This is a genomic window from Micromonospora humidisoli, from assembly GCF_016900955.1.
In the GTDB taxonomy this organism is placed as follows: domain Bacteria; phylum Actinomycetota; class Actinomycetes; order Mycobacteriales; family Micromonosporaceae; genus Micromonospora; species Micromonospora wenchangensis.
In genome coordinates this window covers 810,195-829,283 of sequence record NZ_JAFEUO010000004.1, presented here as the reverse complement: position 1 = coordinate 829,283, position 19,089 = coordinate 810,195, and the positions used below count along the sequence as shown (strand labels likewise).

Below are 19,089 nucleotides of genomic sequence, written 5' to 3'. Positions count from 1 at the left end.
CGGGCACACTAGTGGCCATGCCGGGCGTCCTTCCAGATGGTGAGACCGTTCCCGTCGACGGCGCGCTGCCCGCCACCGCTCTGCGGGAGGTCGGCGGGCGCGGCTTCGGCGTCTACCTGCACGTGCCGTTCTGCGCCAGTCGCTGCGGCTACTGCGACTTCAACACCTACACCGCAGCCGAGCTGGGCGGGGGTGTCGACCGCGAGTCGTACGCCGACACCGTGCTCGCCGAGCTGGCGCTCGCCGCCCGGGTGCTCGGCGGCACCCCACCGCCCCGGGTCGACACGGTCTTCGTCGGCGGCGGCACGCCGACCCTGCTGCCCGCCGACGACCTGGCCCGGCTGCTGGACGGCATCGACCGCACCTGGGGGCTGGCCGCCGACGCCGAGGTGACCACCGAGGCCAACCCCGAGTCGGTGACCCCGGAGTCGCTGAAGACCCTGCGGGCCGCCGGCTACACCCGGATCTCGCTGGGCATGCAGTCCGCCGCCGCCGGGGTGCTGGCCGTCCTCGACCGCAACCACCGCCCGGGACGCGCCGCCGAGGCCGCCCGGGAGGCCCGTGACGCCGGGTTCGACCACGTCAACCTCGACCTGATCTACGGCACGCCGGGGGAGCGCCCGGAGGACTTCGCCGCCTCGCTGGACCAGGTGGTCGCCGCCGGGGTCGACCACGTCAGCGCGTACGCCCTGATCGTGGAGGACGGCACCCGGCTGGCCGCCCGGATGCGGCGCGGCGAGCTGCCGTACCCCTCCGACGACGTGGCGGCGGACCGTTACCTGGCCGCCGAGGCCGCCCTCGACGCGGCCGGTTTCTCCTGGTACGAGGTCTCCAACTGGGCCCGCAGCGGGGCCGCCCGGTGCCGGCACAACCTGCTGTACTGGACCGGCGGCGACTGGTGGGGCCTCGGCCCGGGGGCGCACAGCCACGTCGGCGGGGTGCGCTGGTGGAACGTCAAACACCCCACGACGTACGCCCAGCGGCTCGCCGCCGGGCACTCACCCGGCCTGGCCCGGGAGATCCTCACCCCGACCGAGACGCACACGGAGGACGTGATGCTGCGCCTGCGGCTCGCCTCCGGGCTGCCGCTGGACGTGCTGGACGACGCGGGCCGGGCCGCCGCCGCGCGGGCGCTGGCCGACGGGTTGCTGGACCCGGTGGCGTACCCGCAGGGGCGGGCGGTGCTCACCCTGCGCGGCCGGCTGCTGGCCGACGCGGTGGTGCGCGACCTGCTGCCCTGAGCACGGTTGCGCCGGCCGCCACCCGCCGGGGTGCGCCGGAGTCGGCGGTGGTGCCCGACCGGCCGGGGGAGCGGCCGGTCGGGACTCACTTGATGAAGCTGGTGGACATCGGATAGCGGTAGGCCTGGCCCTCGTTGGCCTTCATGCCGGCGATGATCCCGAACAGGATCTGGATCACCACGACCGCGATGCTGGGCAGGAAGAACAGGCACCAGCTCACGAACAGCAGCACGAACGCGATGATCGACCAGAGGATCTGGAAGTTCAGCGCGGCCAGGGCCTGCGCCCGGACGGCCGGCGACTGCTGCCCGCGCACCAGGTAGGCGATCAGCGGGGCGACGAAGCCGAGCGGGCCGAAGCTGATCAGCGCACCGGCGGCCCCGCCGAAGTGTGCGACCAGCGTCCAGGTCTTGTCCTCGCTGTTGGCGTAGCCGCCGCCCGGTGCACCGTAGGTGCCGCCGGTCGGATATCCGCCGCCGGGCTGGGGATAACCACCCGCGCCGGGCGGGGGGTAGCCACCCGGCGGGGGGTAGCCACCCGCCGGCGGCTGGTCACCGGTGGGCGGCGGATACCCGCCGGGCGGGGGATACCCGCCCGCCCCCGGAGCGCCGGACAGTGGTGCGGTGGGCGGCTCGTATGGCGAGCCCTGGCCAGCGTTCGGGTCCGGCGGATAGCCGTCCCCCGCGCCGGGCGGGCGAGGTGGTTCAGTCATGCCCGCCACGGTAGGGGCTGCCGGCAAGGGTGCACCAGAGCGACACTGGTGAGGTTGGCCTCGACGCTGCGTCAGCGCCGGGATCCGCCGGGGCGGGCGCACCGACGGTCCGTCCTGATCATCGCGGCGGCGGTACTGCCGACGTAGACTGGCACTCGCTACAGTCGAGTGCCAGAGTGCTTGCCCGGGTGCGCAAGCGCCCGGGGCGACGTGCGTCAGGAGGTGGGAGATGGGTCTCGACGACCGCAAACTCGCCGTGCTGCGGGCGATCGTCGAGGACTACGTCGCCACGCAGGAGCCCGTCGGCAGCAAGACGCTCGTCGAGCGGCACCAGCTCGGGGTCTCCCCGGCGACGGTCCGCAACGACATGGCGGTCCTGGAGGAGGAGGGCTACATCCGGCAGCCGCACACCAGCGCCGGCCGGGTCCCCACCGACCGGGGCTACCGCCTCTTCGTCGACCGGCTCTCCCGGGTCAAGCCGCTCAGCCCGGCCGAACGCCGGGCCATCGAGCGCTTCCTGGTCGGCGCGGTCGACCTCGACGACGTGGTGCACCGCACCGTACGCCTGCTGGCACAGCTCACCCGACAGGTCGCCGTGGTGCAGTACCCGTCGCTGGCCCGCTCGTCGGTGCGCCACCTGGAACTGGTGCCGATCTCCACCACCCGGCTGATGCTGGTCATGATCGCCGACACCGGGCGGGTCGAGCAGCGGCTGGTCGAGCTGGCCGCGCCGGTGCCCGCCGACGACGTCCTCGACCTGCGCCGGCTGGTCAACGAGAAACTGGTCGGGAGTCGGTTGTCCGACACTCCGCCGCTGGTGCAGGCGCTCGTCGACGAGAGTGCGCCACACCTGCGCGGCGCGATGACCACCCTGTCCACGGTGCTGCTGGAGACCCTGGTGGAACGCACCGAGGAGCGGCTGGCGCTGGCCGGCACCGCCAACCTCACCCGGGGTGGCCTACTCGACTTCCAGGGCTCGCTGCGACCCATCCTGGAGGCGCTCGAAGAGGAGGTCGTGCTGCTCAAGCTGATCGGCGAGGCGCAGCCGAGCACCACCCGGGTGCTGATCGGCGACGAGAACGAGGTCGACAATCTCCGGGCCGCCTCGGTGGTCAGCACCGGGTACGGCCCGGGCACCACCATCGTCGGTGGGCTGGGCGTGCTCGGCCCGACCCGGATGGACTACCCCGGCACCATCGCCACGGTCAGGGCCGTGGCACGCTACGTGGGCGAGCTGCTGGCCCAGAACTGACCAGTCCGGGCCGGCGGCCGGCTCCGGCCGCCGACCGGCGCAAACGCGAGACGAACATGAGGACACGGAACGCAGTGGCCAGGGACTACTACGGCATTCTCGGGGTGAGCCGGGAAGCCTCCGACGACGAGATCAAGCGCGCCTACCGCAAGCTGGCGCGGCAGTTCCACCCGGACGTCAATCCGGACCCGGAGGCACAGGAGAAGTTCAAGGACATCAACGCCGCGTACGAGGTCCTCTCGGACGACCGGAAGCGGCAGATCGTCGACCTGGGCGGCGACCCGCTCGCCCCGGGCGGCGGGGGCGCCGGCGGCCCGGGTGGTCCCGGCGGGGCGGGCCCGTTCGTCGGCTTCCAGGACATCATGGACGCCTTCTTCGGCGGTGCGGCCGGTGGCTCGCGGGGTCCACGGCCGCGTACCCGGCCCGGTGCCGACGCGATCCTGCGGCTGGAACTGGACCTGCACGAGACCGCCTTCGGCGTCGAAGCCCCGATCACGGTGGACACCGCCGTGCTCTGCACCACCTGCTCCGGAGCGGGCACCGCGGCCGGCACCCACCTGGCGACCTGCGAGGCGTGCGGCGGCCGGGGCGAGGTGCAGTCGGTGCAGCGCACCTTCCTCGGCCAGGTCGTCTCGGCCCGGCCGTGCACCGTCTGCCAGGGCTACGGCACCACCATCCCGCACCCCTGCCCGACCTGCGCCGGCGACGGCCGGGTGCGGACCCGCCGCTCGCTGACCGTCAAGATCCCGGCCGGGGTGGAGGACGGCATGCGCATCCGGCTCGCCCAGCAGGGCGAGGTCGGCCCGGGTGGCGGCACCGCCGGTGACCTCTACGTCGAGATCCACGAGCGGCCGCACGACGTCTACTCCCGCAAGGGCGACGACCTGCACTGCCGGGTCACCGTCCCGATGACGGCCGCCGCGTTGGGTACCCGGCTCACCATCAAGACGCTGGACAGCGACGAGACCGTCGACGTCAAGGCCGGCACGCAGCCGGGCAGCACGCTGCGGCTGCGCGCCCGGGGCGTACCGCACCTGCGCGGCACCGGCCGGGGCGACCTCTACGTCCACCTCGACGTGCGTACCCCGACCAAGCTCGACGCCGACCAGGAGAAGATGCTGCGGGACTTCGCCAAGACCCGGGGCGAGGAGGTCGCCGAGCTGAGCAAGCAGGGCGGCTTCTTCTCCCGGATGCGCGACGCCTTCAACGGCCACGCGTGACGGGTCGGGCTGACCGGCCGGCCTCCTCCGGTCGGGCTGTTGTGGTCGGGTCCCGTGCGGTTTCGTGCCGGTCGGCTCGTCCCGGTCGGGGCGTCCCGGTCGGCCGGAGTCCCGGGTGGCTCCCCGGCCGGCCGGGCCGGTTAGCCTGATCGGCGTGTCCGCGCCGCTGTTCCTGGTCGAGTCGCTGCCCCCCGCCGACCAGGTCACCCTGGACGGCCCCGAGGGGCACCACGCCGCGACCGTGCAACGGCTGCGCGTCGGCGAGGAACTGCTGCTCGCCGACGGGCGGGGCGGCACCGCCACCGCTGTGGTCACCGCCGTCGGCCGGGGTGCCCTCGACCTCACCGTCACCTCCCGGGGGTACGTCGACGCGGACGTCCCCCGGCTGGTGGTGGTGCAGGGCATCGCCAAGGGTGACCGGGGCGAGTTGGCAGTCCAGGCGATGACCGAGGTCGGAGTGGACGAGATCGTGCCCTGGGCGGCGTCCCGCTCGGTGGCGCAGTGGCGCGGTGACCGGGGCGTACGGGCCCGGGAGAAGTGGGTGGCGACGGCCCGGGAGGCGGCCAAACAGGCCCGCCGGGCGTGGCTGCCGGTGGTGGCCGGCTCCCCGGACGAGTCCACCGCCATGGTGGCGCGTCGGATCGCCGGGGCGGGCACGGCGTTCGTCCTGCACGAGGAGGCCGAGGAGCGGCTCACCACGGTCGACCTGCCGAGCGCCGGCGAGATCGTCCTGGTCGTCGGGCCCGAGGGCGGCATCGCCCCGGCCGAGCTGGCCACCTTCACCGATGCGGGTGCCCGCCCGGTACGCCTGGGCCCCTCGGTCCTGCGTACCTCCACCGCCGGCCCCGCCGCCCTGGCCGTCCTCTCCACCCGCCTCACCCGCTGGTAACACCCCACCCCACCCCACGCTGCCCTCCCGCCTCGCCCCCGACCTGCCCTGGTGATCAAGAGGTTTGCGTCATCGCCGGGCCGATTCGTGCCGCAAACTTCTTGGTCACCGTCCCATTGGTGCCGTCTGCTGGCGGTGTCTTCGGTGATCAAGAGGTTTGCGTCATCGCCAGCCCCATTCCTGCCCCAAACTTCTTGGTCACCGCGCCCGCACCGCCGCCCCCTGGTGGTGTGCCCCGTGATCAAGAGGTTCGCGTCATCGGCCGGCCGGATTCTGACGCGAACCTCTTGATCACCGGGGGGAACGGCGGGGCGGGGGTAGCGGGGGAGGGCGGGGAGGGGGCGGGGGAGGGGAGTGGGGTGGTCTTTAGAGTGGGGGGATGGGAGCCGACTGTCTGTTCTGCCGCATCGTCGCCGGGGAGATTCCGGCCACCATAGTCAAGGAGACCGCCACCACCCTGGCCTTCCGTGACATCGGGCCGAAGGCGCCGGTGCACGTGCTGATCATCCCCAAGGAGCACTACGCCGACGTGGCGACGCTCGGCCAGGGTGACCCGGGGCTGGCCGGTGAGGTGCTGGCCACCGCGGCGGCGGTGGCCGAGGACGAGGGGCTGACCGGGGACGGCTTCCGGCTGATGTTCAACACCGGCCCGTACGGCGGCCAGGAGGTCTTCCACGTGCACGCCCACCTGCTCGGCGGCGCGCCGCTGGGCCCGATGCTGGCCCGGGACCTGGTGTGACGTCGACGGTCGACGGGGAAACCGACCCGGGCGGCGACGGGGACCCGAGCGGCGACGGGGCGCGGGTACGGCGTCGGCTGGAACGGATGGTCCGGGGCGCCCAGGCGCAGGCCCGGGTGCCCGCGCTGGCGGTGGCGCTGCACCGGGCCGACGGTCCGCTCTGGAGCTTCGAGGTCGGCGGCACCGGTAACGACACCGTCCTCGGCCCGGCGAGCCGGTTCCGGATCGGCTCGGTCACCAAGACCTTCACCGCCGTGCTGATCATGCAGTGCCGCGACGACGGGCTGCTCGACCTGGACGACCCGCTGGGCCGGCACCTCGACCTGCCCGCGCACGGCGAGCTGACCGTACGCCGGTTGCTGTCGCACACCGCCGGGCTGCAACGCGAGCCGTACGGCGACGTCTGGGACACGCTGCGCGCGCCGCAGGTGGACGAGTTGGTCGCCGACCTGGCCCGGGTCGAGCGGGTGCTGCCCACCGGCCGCCGCTACCACTACTCGAACCTGGGCATGGCGCTGCTCGGCCGGCTGGTCGGCACGTTACGCGGCGGCACCTGGGCCGAGGTGCTCGCCGACCGGGTGCTCACCCCGCTGGGGCTGGCCGACACCTCGGTCGACCCGGGGCCGCAGGCGGTGACCGGCTTCCTGGTCGACGCGTACTCCGATGAGGCGCATCCGGAGCCGCCGACCGACTTCGGGGCGGTCGGGCCGGCCGGCCAACTGTGGAGCACCGCGACGGACATGGCCCGCTGGGCGGCGTTCCTGGCCGACCCGGCCGCGCTGGACCCGACCGGGGCGGTGCTCGCCGCGACGACGCTGGACGAGATGCGCTGGCCGGTGACCACCACCGACGAGACGACCTGGAGGGCCGGCTTCGGGCTCGGGCTGATCCTGGTCCCGTACCCCGACCGGGTGGTGCACGTGGGGCACGACGGCGCGATGCCTGGCTTCCTGGCGGGCGTCTACGGCCGGCGCGGCGGGGACGGCACCCCCGGCGCGATGGGCTGCGCGGTGCTCGCCTCCTCCGGCACCGCCGCCGAGGTGCTGGAACTGCCGCACCGGCTGCTCGCCGCCTCGGTCGAACACGCCCCGGCGGAGATCGTGCCGTGGCAGCCGGGCCCGGGTGCGCCCGGCCCGCTGCGCGGGGTGCTGGGTCGCTGGTGGGGCGAGGGCTTCGAGTACGTCTTCTCCTGGCACGACGGGGCGTTACGGGCCCGCGGCGCGGACGATCCGGCGGGGCGACCTCCGGCGGTGTTCGCGCCGACGCCGCACTCGCCTGACGTGTTCCGGACGGTCTCCGGGCGGGAGGTCGGGGAGTTGCTGCGGCTCACCCGTGACGCCGACGGGACGGTGGTCGCGATGCACTGGGCCACCTACCGCTTCACCCGCCACCAGGAGACCTTCGACCGGTACGACTTCCGGGCCTGACCGGCCGGCCCCTCGACCTCGACCGCCAGCCTCCGGCCCGACGCCGGCTCCCGGGCCGGACCCGCCGGCTCCCGGGCCGGACCCGCCGGCTCCCGGGCCGGACCCGCCGGCTCCCCGGGCCGGTGCCGGTCGCTGGACGGGCCGGGAGGCCGCTACGACCACCCGGTCCGCCCGGGCGGAAAAAGTGACACGGTGCCGCCGGTGCCGAGCGGATACGATGGGAGTATCGTCCGCACGCCGCGCCAGCAGGGCACGGCGCGAGATGGAAGCAGGTGGCGCAGGGCCCCACGGCCCGACCTATGACCGGCACCTCACCTCCCGGCCCGCCCCGGGTGCAGACCAGGATCACGGTTCCCGACGCCAAGATCATGGTCAACCTGCTCGGCGCGGGCGACGAGATCCTGCGACTCGTCGAACGTTCGGTCACCAGCGACGTGCACGTACGCGGTAACGAGATCACCATCACCGGTGCGCCCGCGGACAACGCGCTCGCCGAGCGCCTCTTCAGCGAGCTGCTCGAACTGATCGAGAAAGGCGAGACCCTGACCACTGACGCTGTCCGGCGTACCGTCGGCATGCTCGAACAGGGTGGCACCGAGCGGCCCGCCGAGGTGCTCACCCTCAACATCCTCTCCCGGCGCGGGCGCACCATCCGCCCCAAGACGCTGGGCCAGAAGACGTACGTCGACTCGATCGACGCGAACACGATCGTGTTCGGCATCGGCCCGGCCGGCACCGGCAAGACCTACCTGGCGATGGCGAAGGCCGTCCAGGCGCTCCAGGCCAAGCAGGTCAGCCGGATCATCCTGACCCGTCCGGCGGTCGAGGCGGGCGAGCGGCTGGGCTTCCTGCCGGGCACCCTGAACGAGAAGATCGACCCGTACCTGCGCCCGCTCTACGACGCGCTGCACGACATGCTCGACCCGGAGTCCATCCCGAAGCTGATGGCCGCCGGCACCATCGAGGTGGCGCCGCTGGCGTACATGCGGGGTAGGACGTTGAATGACGCGTTCATCATCCTGGACGAGGCGCAGAACACCACGCCCGAGCAGATGAAGATGTTCCTCACCCGGCTCGGCTTCGGTTCCAAGATCGTGGTGACCGGTGACGTCACCCAGGTGGACCTTCCGGGCGGGACGGCCAGCGGGCTGCGGGTGGTCCGGGAGATCCTGGGCCACGTCGAGGACGTGCACTTCGCGCAGCTCTCCAGCGCGGACGTGGTCCGGCACCGGCTGGTCGGTGAGATCGTCGACGCGTACGCCCGCTGGGACGAGCGGGAGAACCAGCAGGCGCAGGCCGTGCACGCCGTGCCGGGGCGGACCGCCCAGGGCGGCCGGGCCGGCCGACGCCGCTAACCAACGGGCCGGCCGACGCCGCCAACCAACCAGAGGAAGACAGTTGTCCATCGAGATCGCCAACGAGTCCGGTGCCGAGGTCGACACCGACGCGGTGCTCGCCGTGGCCCGGCACGCCCTCGACGAGATGGGGGTCAACCCGCTCGCCGAGCTGTCCGTGCTGCTTGTCGACATCGGCTACATGACCGAGCTGAACCATCGTTGGATGGGCGGCGACGGCCCCACCGACGTGCTCGCCTTCCCCATGGACGAGGGCAGCGTCGACCACGGCCCGGGGGAGAGCGCCCCGGCCGGCGGTGAACCGGCCCTGCTCGGCGACATCGTGCTCTGCCCGGAGGTGGCGGCCAAGCAGGCGGCCACCGCCGGGCACAGCGCGGCCGACGAGCTGCACCTGCTCACCGTGCACGGGGTGTTGCACCTGCTCGGCTACGACCACGCCGAGCCGGAGGAGGAGCGGGAGATGTTCGCCCTCCAGGCCCGGCTGCTGGCCAGCTGGCGGTCGACCCGGTCCCGGTGATGGACATAGTCGCGGCCGGTCCGACCGCCGGCCTTCCCGATCTTCAGCTGATCTTCTTCGCGGCCGGGCTGGTGGTGCTCGCCGGGCTGATCGCGATGACCGAGGCCGCGCTGGCCGCGGTCTCCCCGGCCCGCGCCGCGGAGCTGGCCCGCGACGGGGCGCGCGGCGCGCGTACCCTGCAGGCCGTCGCCGGTGACGTGGTCCGCCACCTCAACCTGTTGCTGCTGCTCCGGCTGCTCGCCGAGCTGACCGCCACCACCCTGGTCGCCCTGGTCGCGGTGGACAGCTTCGGCGCGGGCTGGCGGGCGGCGCTGGTGACCGCCGGGGCGATGACCGTGGTCAGCTTCGTGGTGGTGGGGGTGGCCCCGCGCACCCTGGGTCGGCAGCACGCGTACGCGGTGGGCCGGGCGGTGGCGCCGCTGGTGCGCTGGCTGGGTCGGGCGCTGAATCCGCTGGCCTCGCTGCTGATCCTGATCGGCAACGCGGTCACCCCGGGGCGCGGGTTCCGGGAGGGGCCGTTCGCCACCCAGGTCGAGCTGCGGGAACTGGTCGACCTGGCCGAGCAGCGGGGGGTGGTGGAGCACGGCGAACGCCAGATGATCCACTCGGTTTTCGCGCTCGGCGACACCATCGCCCGGGAGGTGATGGTGCCGCGCACCGAGATGGTGTGGATCGAGGAGGGCAAGACCCTCTCCCAGGCGTTGGCGCTGTTCCTGCGCTCCGGGTTCTCCCGTATCCCGGTGATCGGCGAGAGCGTCGACGACGTGCTCGGCGTGCTCTACCTCAAGGACCTCATCAGGCGTACCCGGGGTGGTGACCTGCGGGCCCACCAGACGCCGGTGGCCGAGCTGATGCGGCCGGCGACGTTCGTGCCGGAGTCCAAGCCGGTCGACGACCTGCTGTCGGAGATGCAGGCCGCCCGCAACCACCTGGTCATCGTCGTCGACGAGTACGGTGGCACCGGCGGCCTGGTCACCATCGAGGACATCCTGGAGGAGATCGTCGGCGAGATCACCGACGAGTACGATGTCGAGCGCCCGCCGGTGGAGCACCTGGCTGACGGCGCGGTGCGGGTCACCGCCCGGCTGCCGGTGGAGAACCTGGGCGAGTTGTTCGACACCGAGCTGCCCACCGACGAGGTGGAGACGGTCGGTGGTCTGCTGGCGCAGGCCCTGGGGCGGGTGCCGATCCCGGGTGCCGACGCCGAGGTGGCCGGCCTCAAACTGGTCGCCGAGGGCACTACCGGCCGACGTAACCGGATAGACACCGTGCTGGTCAGCCGGGTGCCGTCGGACGGTCCCGATTCCCGTGACGGTCAACACAGCACCGAGGAGAGGCAACCCGCCGATGCCTGAGACACCCGTCGAGCCGGCCGCCCGGCCCACCCCGTCCGATCCGGCCGGGTTGAGCGCCGAGGACGGCAAGCTGGTCGTGCTGGCCCGTGGCGCCCGTGCCCGGGTGGCCGCCGTGGAGGGCGCGGCGGTCCGCGACCAGGACGGCCGGACGTACGCGGCGGCGAGTGTCGCGCTGCCCTCGTTGACGGTGACGGCATTGCAGCTCGCGGTGGCGTCGGCGGCGGCGGCCGGGGCGAGCCGGTTGGAGGCGGCGGTGGTGGTGACCGAGGCGTCGACGTTGGACGGGGCGGGTCACGCCGCGGTCCGGGACCTGTCCGCCGACGCGCCGATCCACGTGGCCGCGCCGGACGGCACGGTCCTGGGCACGGTGATCGAGTGACCGGCGTGGAGCAGCGGCCGTACCGGGCGGGTTTCGGGTGTTTCGTCGGGCGGCCGAACGCCGGCAAGTCGACCCTGACCAACGCGATCGTCGGCACCAAGATCGCGATCACCTCCAACAAGCCGCAGACCACCCGGCACGTCATCCGGGCCGTGCTGCACCGGCCGGATTCGCAGTTGGTGCTGGTCGACACCCCGGGCCTGCACCGGCCGCGCACCCTGCTCGGCGAACGCCTCAACGACCTGGTGCGCACCACCTGGACGGAGGTCGACGTGATCGGCCTCTGCATCCCGGCCGACGAGCCGGTGGGCCGGGGCGACCGGTTCATCAGCGGCGAGCTGAGCGAGTTGAAGGCCACCGTGCTCGCCGTGGTCACCAAGACCGACCTGGTGGACAAGCGGCGGCTGGCCGAGCAGTTGCTCGCGGTCAGCGAGCTGGCTGACTTCGCCGCCGTGGTGCCGGTCAGCGCGGTCTCCGGGCACCAGGTGGACACCCTGGTCGACGTGATGACCGGTCACCTGCCGCCGTCGCCGCAGCTGTATCCGGACGACATGCTCACCGACGAGCCGGAGCAGGTGCTGGTCGCCGAGCTGATCCGGGAGGCGGCGCTGGAGGGGGTCCGCGACGAGCTGCCGCACTCGATCGCCGTGGTGGTGGAGGAGATGATCCCCGAGGGGCAGCTCATGAAGATCTACGCCGACGTCTACGTCGAGCGGCCCAGCCAGAAGGCGATCGTGCTGGGTCACCGGGCCAGCCGGCTCAAGGAGGTCGGCACCACCGCCCGTAAGCAGATCGAGGAGCTGCTCGGCACCCGGGTCTATCTGGACCTGCACGTCCGGGTGGCCAAGGAGTGGCAGCGCGATCCGAAGCAGTTGCGCAAGCTCGGGTTCTGATCGCGTGCGGCTGGTGGAATTCGGACCCTGATATGGGAAGTTTCACGTCAGGTACCGATTAGCAGCGGTTTCACAGGTCGGGTGCGCAGGGTAGGGGACGTCCATCTGTCCCCCACATAGATGCAGCCTGATGCGTAACCGATATCTGGATCTGCTCCGGTTCCTGGCCATCGTCCGGGTCGTGGTCTACCACGTCACCGGGCTGGCCTCGCTGACGCTTGTCTTCCCGGCCATGTCGGTCATGTTCGCCCTGGCCGGATCGCTGATGGCCGCGTCGCTGGACCGCTCCGGCGTGCCTGCGGTCGGGCGTCGGCTGCGTCGGCTGCTGCCCTCGCTGTGGGTGGTGGCGGCGGTCTTCGTCCCGGCGATGCTGCTCACCGGCCTGGTGTTCACCCCCCGGGTGGTGCTCTGGCTGTTCCCGGTCGCCGACCCGCCCGCCAACTACTGGGGTGGGCTGGCGCTCAGCCCGATCTGGTACCTGCGGGACTACCTGTGGTTCGTGCTCGTCTCCCCGGTGGCGCTGTGGCTGTTCCGGCGGGCGCCGCTGCCCACCCTGGCCGCCCCCTACCTGCTGCTGATCGCGATCGAGGCGGATCTGTTCACCACCACCTCGGCGGTGCTGCAGCACTTCGGCCTGTACTTCGGTGCCTGGCTGCTCGGCTTCGCCCACCACGACGGGTTGCTGCGCCGGCTGGCCGGCCGGGTGCTGGTGCCGGCGGCGCTGCTGCTGGCCGGGGTCGGTGCCGGCTGGATCCTCACCCACCCCGGGCCGCGCGGCTACGACCTCAACGACATTCCGCTGGGCAACGCCCTGTGGTCGGCGGCATTCATCCTGGTGGTCATCGGCCGGGCCCCGGCCACCGCCGCCTGGGTGGACCGCAACCTGATCGTCAGCCGGCTGGTGACGATCGTGAACCGGCGCGCGTTGACCGTCTACCTGTGGCACATGCCCTTCGTGGTGGCGCTCACCCCGCTGGTCGGGCTGGTCGGCTGGTCATCCCGCGACCCGTGGGGGCTGGCCATCCGGGTGGTGCTGGTCTTCCTCCTGGTCGGCGTGGTGACCCTGCTGGTCGGCTGGGTCGAGGACGTGGCGGCCCGCCGCCGCCCCGAGCTGGTCCCCGGCCGGCGGCCGGCCCGACCGGTGCCGGCGACGCCCGTCGTCCCGGCCCCCCGGACACCCGGGGCCGACACCGTCGAGATCAGGGCCCGCTGAGGTACGCCGGGACGCCTCACCGCTGTACGACCGTCACGTTCCCGCTGTCGGCCTCCAGGTCCAGCACCAGCGACGCCGTCGGATCGTTGGTCACCCCGATCTCGGCCTCCCCCGAGTCGACGTTCGACTTCACCCGGTAGCGGCCCGCCGGCACCGTCAGCTCGACGTCCCCGCTGCCGGCGTGGGCCCGGGCCGAGGCCGCGGTGCTCAGCACGAGCGTGATGTTGCCGGAGTCGGTCGTGGCCGAGACGTCGCCGCCGAGCCGGGTACCGGTGACGTCACCCGAGGACGCCCGCAGGTCGACCGGGCCGGCGACGTTGAGCACCTCGATGTTGCCCGAGCCGGTCTCGGCCCGCACCGGGCCGCTGGCGTCGGCGATCCGCAGGTTGCCCGAGCCCAGGGAGAAGTCGACCGACCCGATCTTGGCCAGCTCGACGTCACCGGAGCCGGTCTCGCCCTGCACCCGCACCCCGGGCGGGGCGGTCACCTCGTACGACACCGAGCAGCGGGGGCCGCAGCCGGTGTCCAGCATCAACTCGTCGCCGGTGATCTGGTACGTGGTGTCGGGCTGGTCGCCCTGGTAGCGGAGCACCCGCTTGACGCGTACGCCGGTGGCCGGGCCGGTGGCCCGCACCACGACGTCCCCGGAGCCGGGCCGGACGGTGATCCGGGCGATCGTCGCCGCCTCGGTGGTGTCGAAGTCCAGCCGCCGGAACGCGAGTGTGTCGCACCCGGTGGCGAGGATGAGGGCGGCGGTCGCGCCGAGGGCGACCGCGCTGCGGGGAAGTGCCATGACCAGCAACCTACGACCGTCGTACCCCGGCGCACATCCGGGGCGCAGCGCCGGGCCACCCCGATCCGACCCTGATTTCCCACCCCGAGAGAGAATGACCCGATGGCCGGGTACCGCCGACAGCTCTACCGCGACGACGCGGTGGTGCTGCGTGTGCAGAAGCTGGGCGAGTCCGACCGGATCATCACGCTGCTGACCCGCCGGCACGGCCGGCTGCGCGCGGTGGCCCGGGGGGTACGCCGCACCACCAGCAAGTTCGGTGCCCGGCTGGAACCGTTCGGGCACGTCGACCTCCAGCTCGCCGGGGACCCGAAGGGCAACACCGGCAGTTCGCTGCACAGCGTCAGCCAGGTCGAGGGGATCGACCTGTACGGCAAGCGTTTCCTCGGGGACTACCCCCGGTACACGGCGGCGAGCGCGATCGCGGAGACCGCCGAACGCCTCACCCCGGTCGAGCGGGAGCCGTCGCTGCGGCTGTTCCAGCTCACCCTCGGCGCGCTCAAGGCGCTGTCCCGGGGCGAGCACGCCACCACGCTGGTGCTCGACGCGTACCTGCTGCGCGGGATGAGCCTCGCCGGGTGGGCGCCGGCGTTGACCGCCTGCGCGGTCTGCGGCACCCCGGGGCGGCACCGGGCGTTCTCCGTACCGGCCGGGGGTGCGGTCTGCCCGGACTGCCGGCCGCCCGGCGCGGCCCACCCCGCGCCGGCCACCATCGACCTGATGTCCGCCCTCACCAGCGGCGACTGGCAGGTCGCCGACGCCACGGCCACCGGGGTACGCCGGGAGTGCAGCGGCCTGGTCGCGGCGCACCTGCAGTGGCACCTGGAACGCGCGCTACGCTCGCTGCCGCTGGTCGACCGGGACGGCCCGCCGCACACCGGCCCGGCCGGCGGCGTGCCGGCCGGGGATGACGGCGGTGCGCCGGGTGGCCACCGGGGTGGCCGGGTGCTGCCGCCCCGGGTCGGTGTGGAGGGTGTGGACAGGGAGATGACCGAGTGATCCGATCGTTGAGGTCCGGCCGGCGGGAGCCGGTGCCGCCGACCCCGCACCCGTCGGGGGCACGTCCGCCGGCGCTGCCTGCGGAGGCGTTGCCGAAGCACGTCGCGGTGGTGATGGACGGCAACGGCCGCTGGGCCAAGGAGCGCGGCCTGCCCCGCACCAAGGGCCACGAGCAGGGCGAATACAGCCTCTTCGACACTGTCGAGGGGGCGATCGAGCTGGGCGTGCCCTACCTGTCGGCGTACGCCTTCTCCACCGAGAACTGGCGGCGCTCGCCCGACGAGGTCCGGTTCCTGATGGGCTTCAACCGGGACGTCATCCGCCGCCGCCGCGACCAGCTCGTCGACCTGGGGGTGCGGGTGGTGTGGTCGGGGCGGGCCGGTCGGCTGTGGAAGAGCGTCATCGCCGAGTTGCAGACCGCCGAGGAGATGTCCCGGGGCAACTCGACGCTGACCCTCCAGTTCTGCGTCAACTACGGCGGCCAGGCCGAGATCGCCGACGCCGCCGCCGCGATCGCCCGGGAGGTGGCCGCCGGCCGGCTCGACCCGGACCGGATCACCGAGAAGACCGTGGCGAAGTACCTCTACCACCCGGAGGTCCCCGAGGTGGACCTCTTCCTGCGCCCCTCCGGCGAGGAACGGATCTCCAACTTCATGCTCTGGCAGTCGGCGTACGCGGAGCTGGTGTTCCTGGACACCCTCTGGCCGGACTTCGACCGCCGCCACCTCTGGTACGCCTGCGAGCTGTACGCCAAGCGGGACCGCCGCTTCGGTGGCGCGCTGCCCAACCCGGTCGCCCCGCCGCGCTGACCGGGCCACGGCTGTCGGCGCGCGTGTGCCGCTGACCACCTGTCGGCCCGACCGTCTCCGGTCGACCGACGAGGACGCCGGCCCCGATACGTCGGAACGCCCCGCCGGACCGGTGTCGGACCGGTCCGGCGGGGCGTCGACGTGCCGTCGTGGCCCCGGACGGGCGTGCCGCCCGGTGGCCGGTGCGGTGCGGACACCGCACCGGCGTCGAGCAGGTGTGGTCAGCCGGCCACTTCGGAGCGGTCGGCGGTCGCCCACAGGGTGTGGAACGCGCCCTCCCGGTCGACCCGGTGGTAGGTGTGCGCGCCGAAGTTGTCCCGCAGGCCCTGGATCAGGGCCGCCGGCAGCCGCTCCGCGCGCAGCGCGTCGAAGTAGGCCAGCGACGAGGAGAAGGCCGGGGTGGGCACGCCGGCCCGCGCCGAGTCCGCCACCACCCGCCGCCAGCTCGGCACGCCGTCGCTCACCGCTTCGGCGAAGTACGGGGCGACCAGCAGCGTCGGCAGCTCCGGCTGCGAGTCGTACGCCTCCCGGATGCGGTCCAGGAAGCGGGCCCGGATGATGCAGCCGCCCCGCCAGATGGTGGCGGTGCCGCCCAGGTCGATGTCCCAGTGGTACTCGCGGCTGCCGGCCCGGATCTGGTCGAAGCCCTGCGCGTACGCGACGATCTTGCTGGCCAGCAGCGCCCGGCGGACGTCCTCGACGAACGCGTCCCGGTCCTCGACCTGCCACTTCTCGCCCGCGTCGCCGAAGGTGCGGCGGGCCGCCTCACGCTGGCCGGCGTGCCCGGACAGCGACCGGGCGAAGGTCGCCTCGGCGATGCCGGTGATCGGGATGCCCAGGTCGAGGGCGATCTGCACCGTCCAGCGGCCGGTGCCCTTCTGCTCGGCCTGGTCGAGCACCACGTCGACGAACGCCTTGCCGGTGGCGGCGTCGGTGTGCGCCAGCACGTCGGCGGTGATCTCGATGAGGAACGACTCCAGCTCGCCGGTGTTCCACTCCCGGAAGATCTCCGCGATCTCCGCCGGGGTCGCCCCCAGCCCGGCCCGCAGCAGGTCGTACGCCTCGGCGATGAGCTGCATGTCGGCGTACTCGATGCCGTTGTGGACCATCTTGACGAAGTGGCCGGCGCCGTCGGGGCCGACGTGCTGGCAGCACGGGACGCCGTCCACCTGCGCGGCGATCTTCTCGAACATCGGCCCGAGCTTCTGGTAGGACTCCGCCGAGCCGCCCGGCATGATGCTCGGCCCGAGCAGCGCGCCCTCCTCGCCGCCGGAGACGCCGGTGCCGACGAAGTGCAGCCCGTGCTCGCGCAGCGTCTCCTCCCGGCGGCGGGTGTCGGCGAAGTGCGCGTTGCCGGCGTCGACGACGATGTCGCCCTCCTCCAGCAGCGGCACCAGCTCGTCGATGACGGCGTCGGTGGGGGCACCCGCCTTGACCATGACGATCACCGCGCGGGGCCGCTCCAGCGAGCCGACGAAGTCCGCCAGGGACTCCGACGGCACGAAGGTGCCCTCGTCACCGTGCTCGGCGACCAGGCTGCGGGTGCGCTCCGGGGAGCGGTTGTGCACCGCCACGGTGAACCCGTTCCGGGCCAGGTTGCGGGCCAGGTTGCGACCCATCACCGCCAGCCCGGTCACGCCGATCTGCGCCGTCGCCTGTTGCGTCATCTCGTACCCGCCACCTCTCACGTCACCTGTGTGTTGTGAACCTATCGCGCGCCCGCGAGGGCCGGCAGCCGCCGTCCACCCAGTGTCACAGGGTGGTCGCGTGCGCCCGACCGGGGCCACCGCCGTCGGCCGCGCCGAAAAGCGGGTGCGTCGGGTGCGGGGGTCGGTTAGCGTGATGGCATGCGCATCTGACGCCCTTCTCTCCAGAGCCGACCCGCCGCCGAGGCTGCGGGTCCGCGTGCTCGGGCGTCCGCGTCTCCCACTTCTCCCCGCAGGGGATGACCCGTGGCCGGCCGTCCGGAGCAGATCCCGTCCGTCGACCGCCCGCCCGCCGCCCGTGTGGCAGGGCGGCCCTCCGCACCTCGTCAGGAGGCAGCGTATGCCCGCCAAGCGCAGTCCGAAGAAGTCCCGTCGTCCCGTACCGTCCCCGGTGGAGGTGGACGCGTCGGCGCTCGCGGCACTGACCGTGACGCCCGTGCGCCCGGTTCCCCTCGCCGTCGCGTCGTCCCACCCGGACGCCGCCGCCCGGCCGACGCCGCCCCCACCGCCGTCGCGGTCGGGCCGGTCGGTCCGGGCCGGCTCCACCACCGCCCAGGGCCAGAACCGGCGGTACGCCTTCCGCCGCAGCTGACCCGCCTCGGCCGGGTCCCGCTTCGGCCGGGGTCCCGTCCGGGCCGGCGGCCCGTTACCCAGTGAGCCGAAACAGCGGTATCCGAGGGCTCGGATACCGCTGTTTCGGCTCCATTGCATCGGCGGCCTGCCGTTCGGCGTGCCGTGCGGGCGGGTCAGCCGATCAGGGGGCGGAAGGTGCCGAGGACGACGCTGACCGCGAGGGCACCGCCGGCCAGGACGGCTGCTCCGGCGACGAGCAGCCAGTCGGCCGGGCGGAACACCTGGCGGCGGGCCACCGTACGCGGGGTGCCGGCGTCGAAGCCCCGGGCGTCCATCGCCACCGCCAGCCGGGTGCCGCGCCGGATCGCCCCCACCAGCAGGGCGAACGCCGTGGCGGCGAAGAGCCGCAGCCGGGCCAGCGGGTTACGGCCGGCGTCCACGCCCCGGGCCCGCCGGGCCATGGTCAACATCTGCCACTCCTGGCCGAGCAGCGGCACCAGCCGGAACGCGGCCAGCGCGCCGATCGCGAAACGGGCCGGGGCCTTCGCGTTCTGCACCAGCGCGTCGGCCAGGTCGGTCGGGTCGGTGGTGGCGAAGACGATCACCCCGGGCAGCGCGACCGCGAGCATCCGTAACACCAACCCGAGCGCGGTGACCAGCACCCCCGAGGTGACCACCAGCGGCCCGGCGGCCCAGAGCACCGGGCCTGAGCGGTCGGCGGCGAACAGCACCAGGGTGACCAGGATCCCGACGGCACCGGCCAGCAGCGGCCACGCCCGGCGGGCCAGCACCCGGTAGCGGATGCCGAACAGCGGCAGCAGCGCCAGCTCGACGGCGATGGCGACCGCCGGTGCGACCGGGTCGAGGCTGGCGACCAGCACGAACGAGAAGACCAGCCCGGCCGCGAGCTTCGCCACCGGGTTGCGCCGGGCCAGCGGCGCACCGGGCGTCGCGACCGGTTCCAGGCCGATCACGACCGCCCCCACGCCTTCGGGTGGGCGGTGCGGGGGAGCCGGG

The 19,089-nt window shown here is 73.3% G+C and carries 19 protein-coding genes; 15 read left to right on the top strand and 4 right to left on the bottom strand.

Annotation, left to right across the window (positions count from 1 at the left end; translation table 11 throughout):
* Positions 1-17 precede the first annotated feature (17 nt).
* Positions 18-1,241, top strand: coding sequence for a radical SAM family heme chaperone HemW (gene hemW, locus JQN84_RS18500; protein ID WP_204959679.1), 1,224 nt, complete (start codon positions 18-20; stop codon positions 1,239-1,241).
* 85 nt (positions 1,242-1,326) lie between these two features.
* On the opposite strand, the gene JQN84_RS18495 is transcribed toward hemW, so the two are convergent.
* Positions 1,327-1,953 carry a DUF4870 domain-containing protein gene (locus tag JQN84_RS18495; RefSeq protein ID WP_204959562.1) on the bottom strand — a complete coding sequence of 209 codons (627 nt, stop codon included), beginning with the start codon at positions 1,951-1,953 and terminating at the stop codon, positions 1,327-1,329.
* Between the two features lie 229 nt (positions 1,954-2,182).
* On the opposite strand from JQN84_RS18495, the gene hrcA reads away from it, so the two are divergent.
* The 11 genes from hrcA to JQN84_RS18440 all read left to right on the top strand — a co-directional run bounded on the left by hrcA (position 2,183) and on the right by JQN84_RS18440 (position 13,192).
* Positions 2,183-3,205, top strand: coding sequence for a heat-inducible transcriptional repressor HrcA (hrcA, locus tag JQN84_RS18490; RefSeq protein ID WP_204959561.1), 1,023 nt, complete (start codon positions 2,183-2,185; stop codon positions 3,203-3,205).
* 74 nt (positions 3,206-3,279) lie between these two features.
* On the top strand, positions 3,280-4,425 hold the full coding sequence (dnaJ, locus tag JQN84_RS18485; protein WP_204959678.1) for a molecular chaperone DnaJ: 1,146 nt from the start codon (positions 3,280-3,282) through the stop codon (positions 4,423-4,425).
* A gap of 154 nt (positions 4,426-4,579) precedes the next feature.
* A complete protein-coding gene (locus JQN84_RS18480) occupies positions 4,580-5,314 on the top strand; it encodes a 16S rRNA (uracil(1498)-N(3))-methyltransferase (RefSeq protein WP_204959560.1) in 735 nt (244 codons plus the stop codon).
* Between the two features lie 379 nt (positions 5,315-5,693).
* The gene (locus JQN84_RS18475; protein WP_088644388.1) at positions 5,694-6,053 is read left to right on the top strand and encodes a histidine triad nucleotide-binding protein; all 360 of its coding nucleotides are present in this window, start codon (positions 5,694-5,696) and stop codon (positions 6,051-6,053) included.
* Positions 6,054-6,139: 86 nt separating this feature from the next.
* A complete protein-coding gene (locus JQN84_RS18470; protein WP_204959677.1) occupies positions 6,140-7,480 on the top strand; it encodes a serine hydrolase domain-containing protein in 1,341 nt (446 codons plus the stop codon).
* Between the two features lie 299 nt (positions 7,481-7,779).
* Positions 7,780-8,835, top strand: coding sequence for a PhoH family protein (locus JQN84_RS18465; protein ID WP_204959559.1), 1,056 nt, complete (start codon positions 7,780-7,782; stop codon positions 8,833-8,835).
* Positions 8,836-8,878: 43 nt separating this feature from the next.
* Positions 8,879-9,352 (top strand): rRNA maturation RNase YbeY, encoded by a 474-nt coding sequence (gene ybeY / locus JQN84_RS18460; protein WP_088644390.1) that lies wholly within the window; start codon positions 8,879-8,881, stop codon positions 9,350-9,352.
* Positions 9,328-10,707: a hemolysin family protein gene (locus JQN84_RS18455; protein WP_204959676.1), complete on the top strand. Its 1,380-nt coding sequence runs from the start codon at positions 9,328-9,330 to the stop codon at positions 10,705-10,707. Before ybeY ends, JQN84_RS18455 begins: the two co-directional genes overlap by 25 nt.
* A complete protein-coding gene (locus JQN84_RS18450; protein ID WP_204959558.1) occupies positions 10,700-11,086 on the top strand; it encodes a cytidine deaminase-like protein in 387 nt (128 codons plus the stop codon). Before JQN84_RS18455 ends, JQN84_RS18450 begins: the two co-directional genes overlap by 8 nt.
* The gene (gene era / locus JQN84_RS18445; RefSeq protein ID WP_145921275.1) at positions 11,083-11,979 is read left to right on the top strand and encodes a GTPase Era; all 897 of its coding nucleotides are present in this window, start codon (positions 11,083-11,085) and stop codon (positions 11,977-11,979) included. The genes JQN84_RS18450 and era overlap by 4 nt, the downstream gene beginning before the upstream one ends.
* Positions 11,980-12,109: 130 nt before the next feature.
* Complete coding sequence (locus JQN84_RS18440; protein WP_204959557.1) at positions 12,110-13,192, top strand: acyltransferase family protein; 1,083 nt, start codon at positions 12,110-12,112, stop codon at positions 13,190-13,192.
* 16 nt (positions 13,193-13,208) lie between these two features.
* Here JQN84_RS18440 and JQN84_RS18435 read toward each other — a convergent pair whose 3' ends face one another.
* Complete coding sequence (locus JQN84_RS18435) at positions 13,209-13,985, bottom strand: DUF4097 family beta strand repeat-containing protein (protein WP_204959556.1); 777 nt, start codon at positions 13,983-13,985, stop codon at positions 13,209-13,211.
* A gap of 102 nt (positions 13,986-14,087) precedes the next feature.
* Here JQN84_RS18435 and recO point away from each other — a divergent pair, with 102 nt between their 5' ends.
* A complete protein-coding gene (gene recO, locus JQN84_RS18430; protein ID WP_204959555.1) occupies positions 14,088-14,984 on the top strand; it encodes a DNA repair protein RecO in 897 nt (298 codons plus the stop codon).
* A 32-nt stretch (positions 14,985-15,016) separates the two neighbouring features.
* The gene (locus tag JQN84_RS18425; protein WP_204959675.1) at positions 15,017-15,793 is read left to right on the top strand and encodes an isoprenyl transferase; all 777 of its coding nucleotides are present in this window, start codon (positions 15,017-15,019) and stop codon (positions 15,791-15,793) included.
* 221 nt (positions 15,794-16,014) lie between these two features.
* Here JQN84_RS18425 and gnd read toward each other — a convergent pair whose 3' ends face one another.
* Positions 16,015-17,460: an NADP-dependent phosphogluconate dehydrogenase gene (gene gnd, locus JQN84_RS18420; RefSeq protein WP_204959554.1), complete on the bottom strand. Its 1,446-nt coding sequence runs from the start codon at positions 17,458-17,460 to the stop codon at positions 16,015-16,017.
* A 379-nt stretch (positions 17,461-17,839) separates the two neighbouring features.
* Between gnd and JQN84_RS18415 the strand changes: the two genes are divergently transcribed.
* Positions 17,840-18,091: a hypothetical protein gene (locus tag JQN84_RS18415; protein ID WP_204959553.1), complete on the top strand. Its 252-nt coding sequence runs from the start codon at positions 17,840-17,842 to the stop codon at positions 18,089-18,091.
* Between the two features lie 154 nt (positions 18,092-18,245).
* Here the strand turns inward: JQN84_RS18415 and JQN84_RS18410 are convergent, their stop codons facing one another.
* A complete protein-coding gene (locus JQN84_RS18410; protein ID WP_204959552.1) occupies positions 18,246-19,046 on the bottom strand; it encodes an energy-coupling factor transporter transmembrane component T family protein in 801 nt (266 codons plus the stop codon).
* Positions 19,047-19,089: the final 43 nt, after the last annotated feature.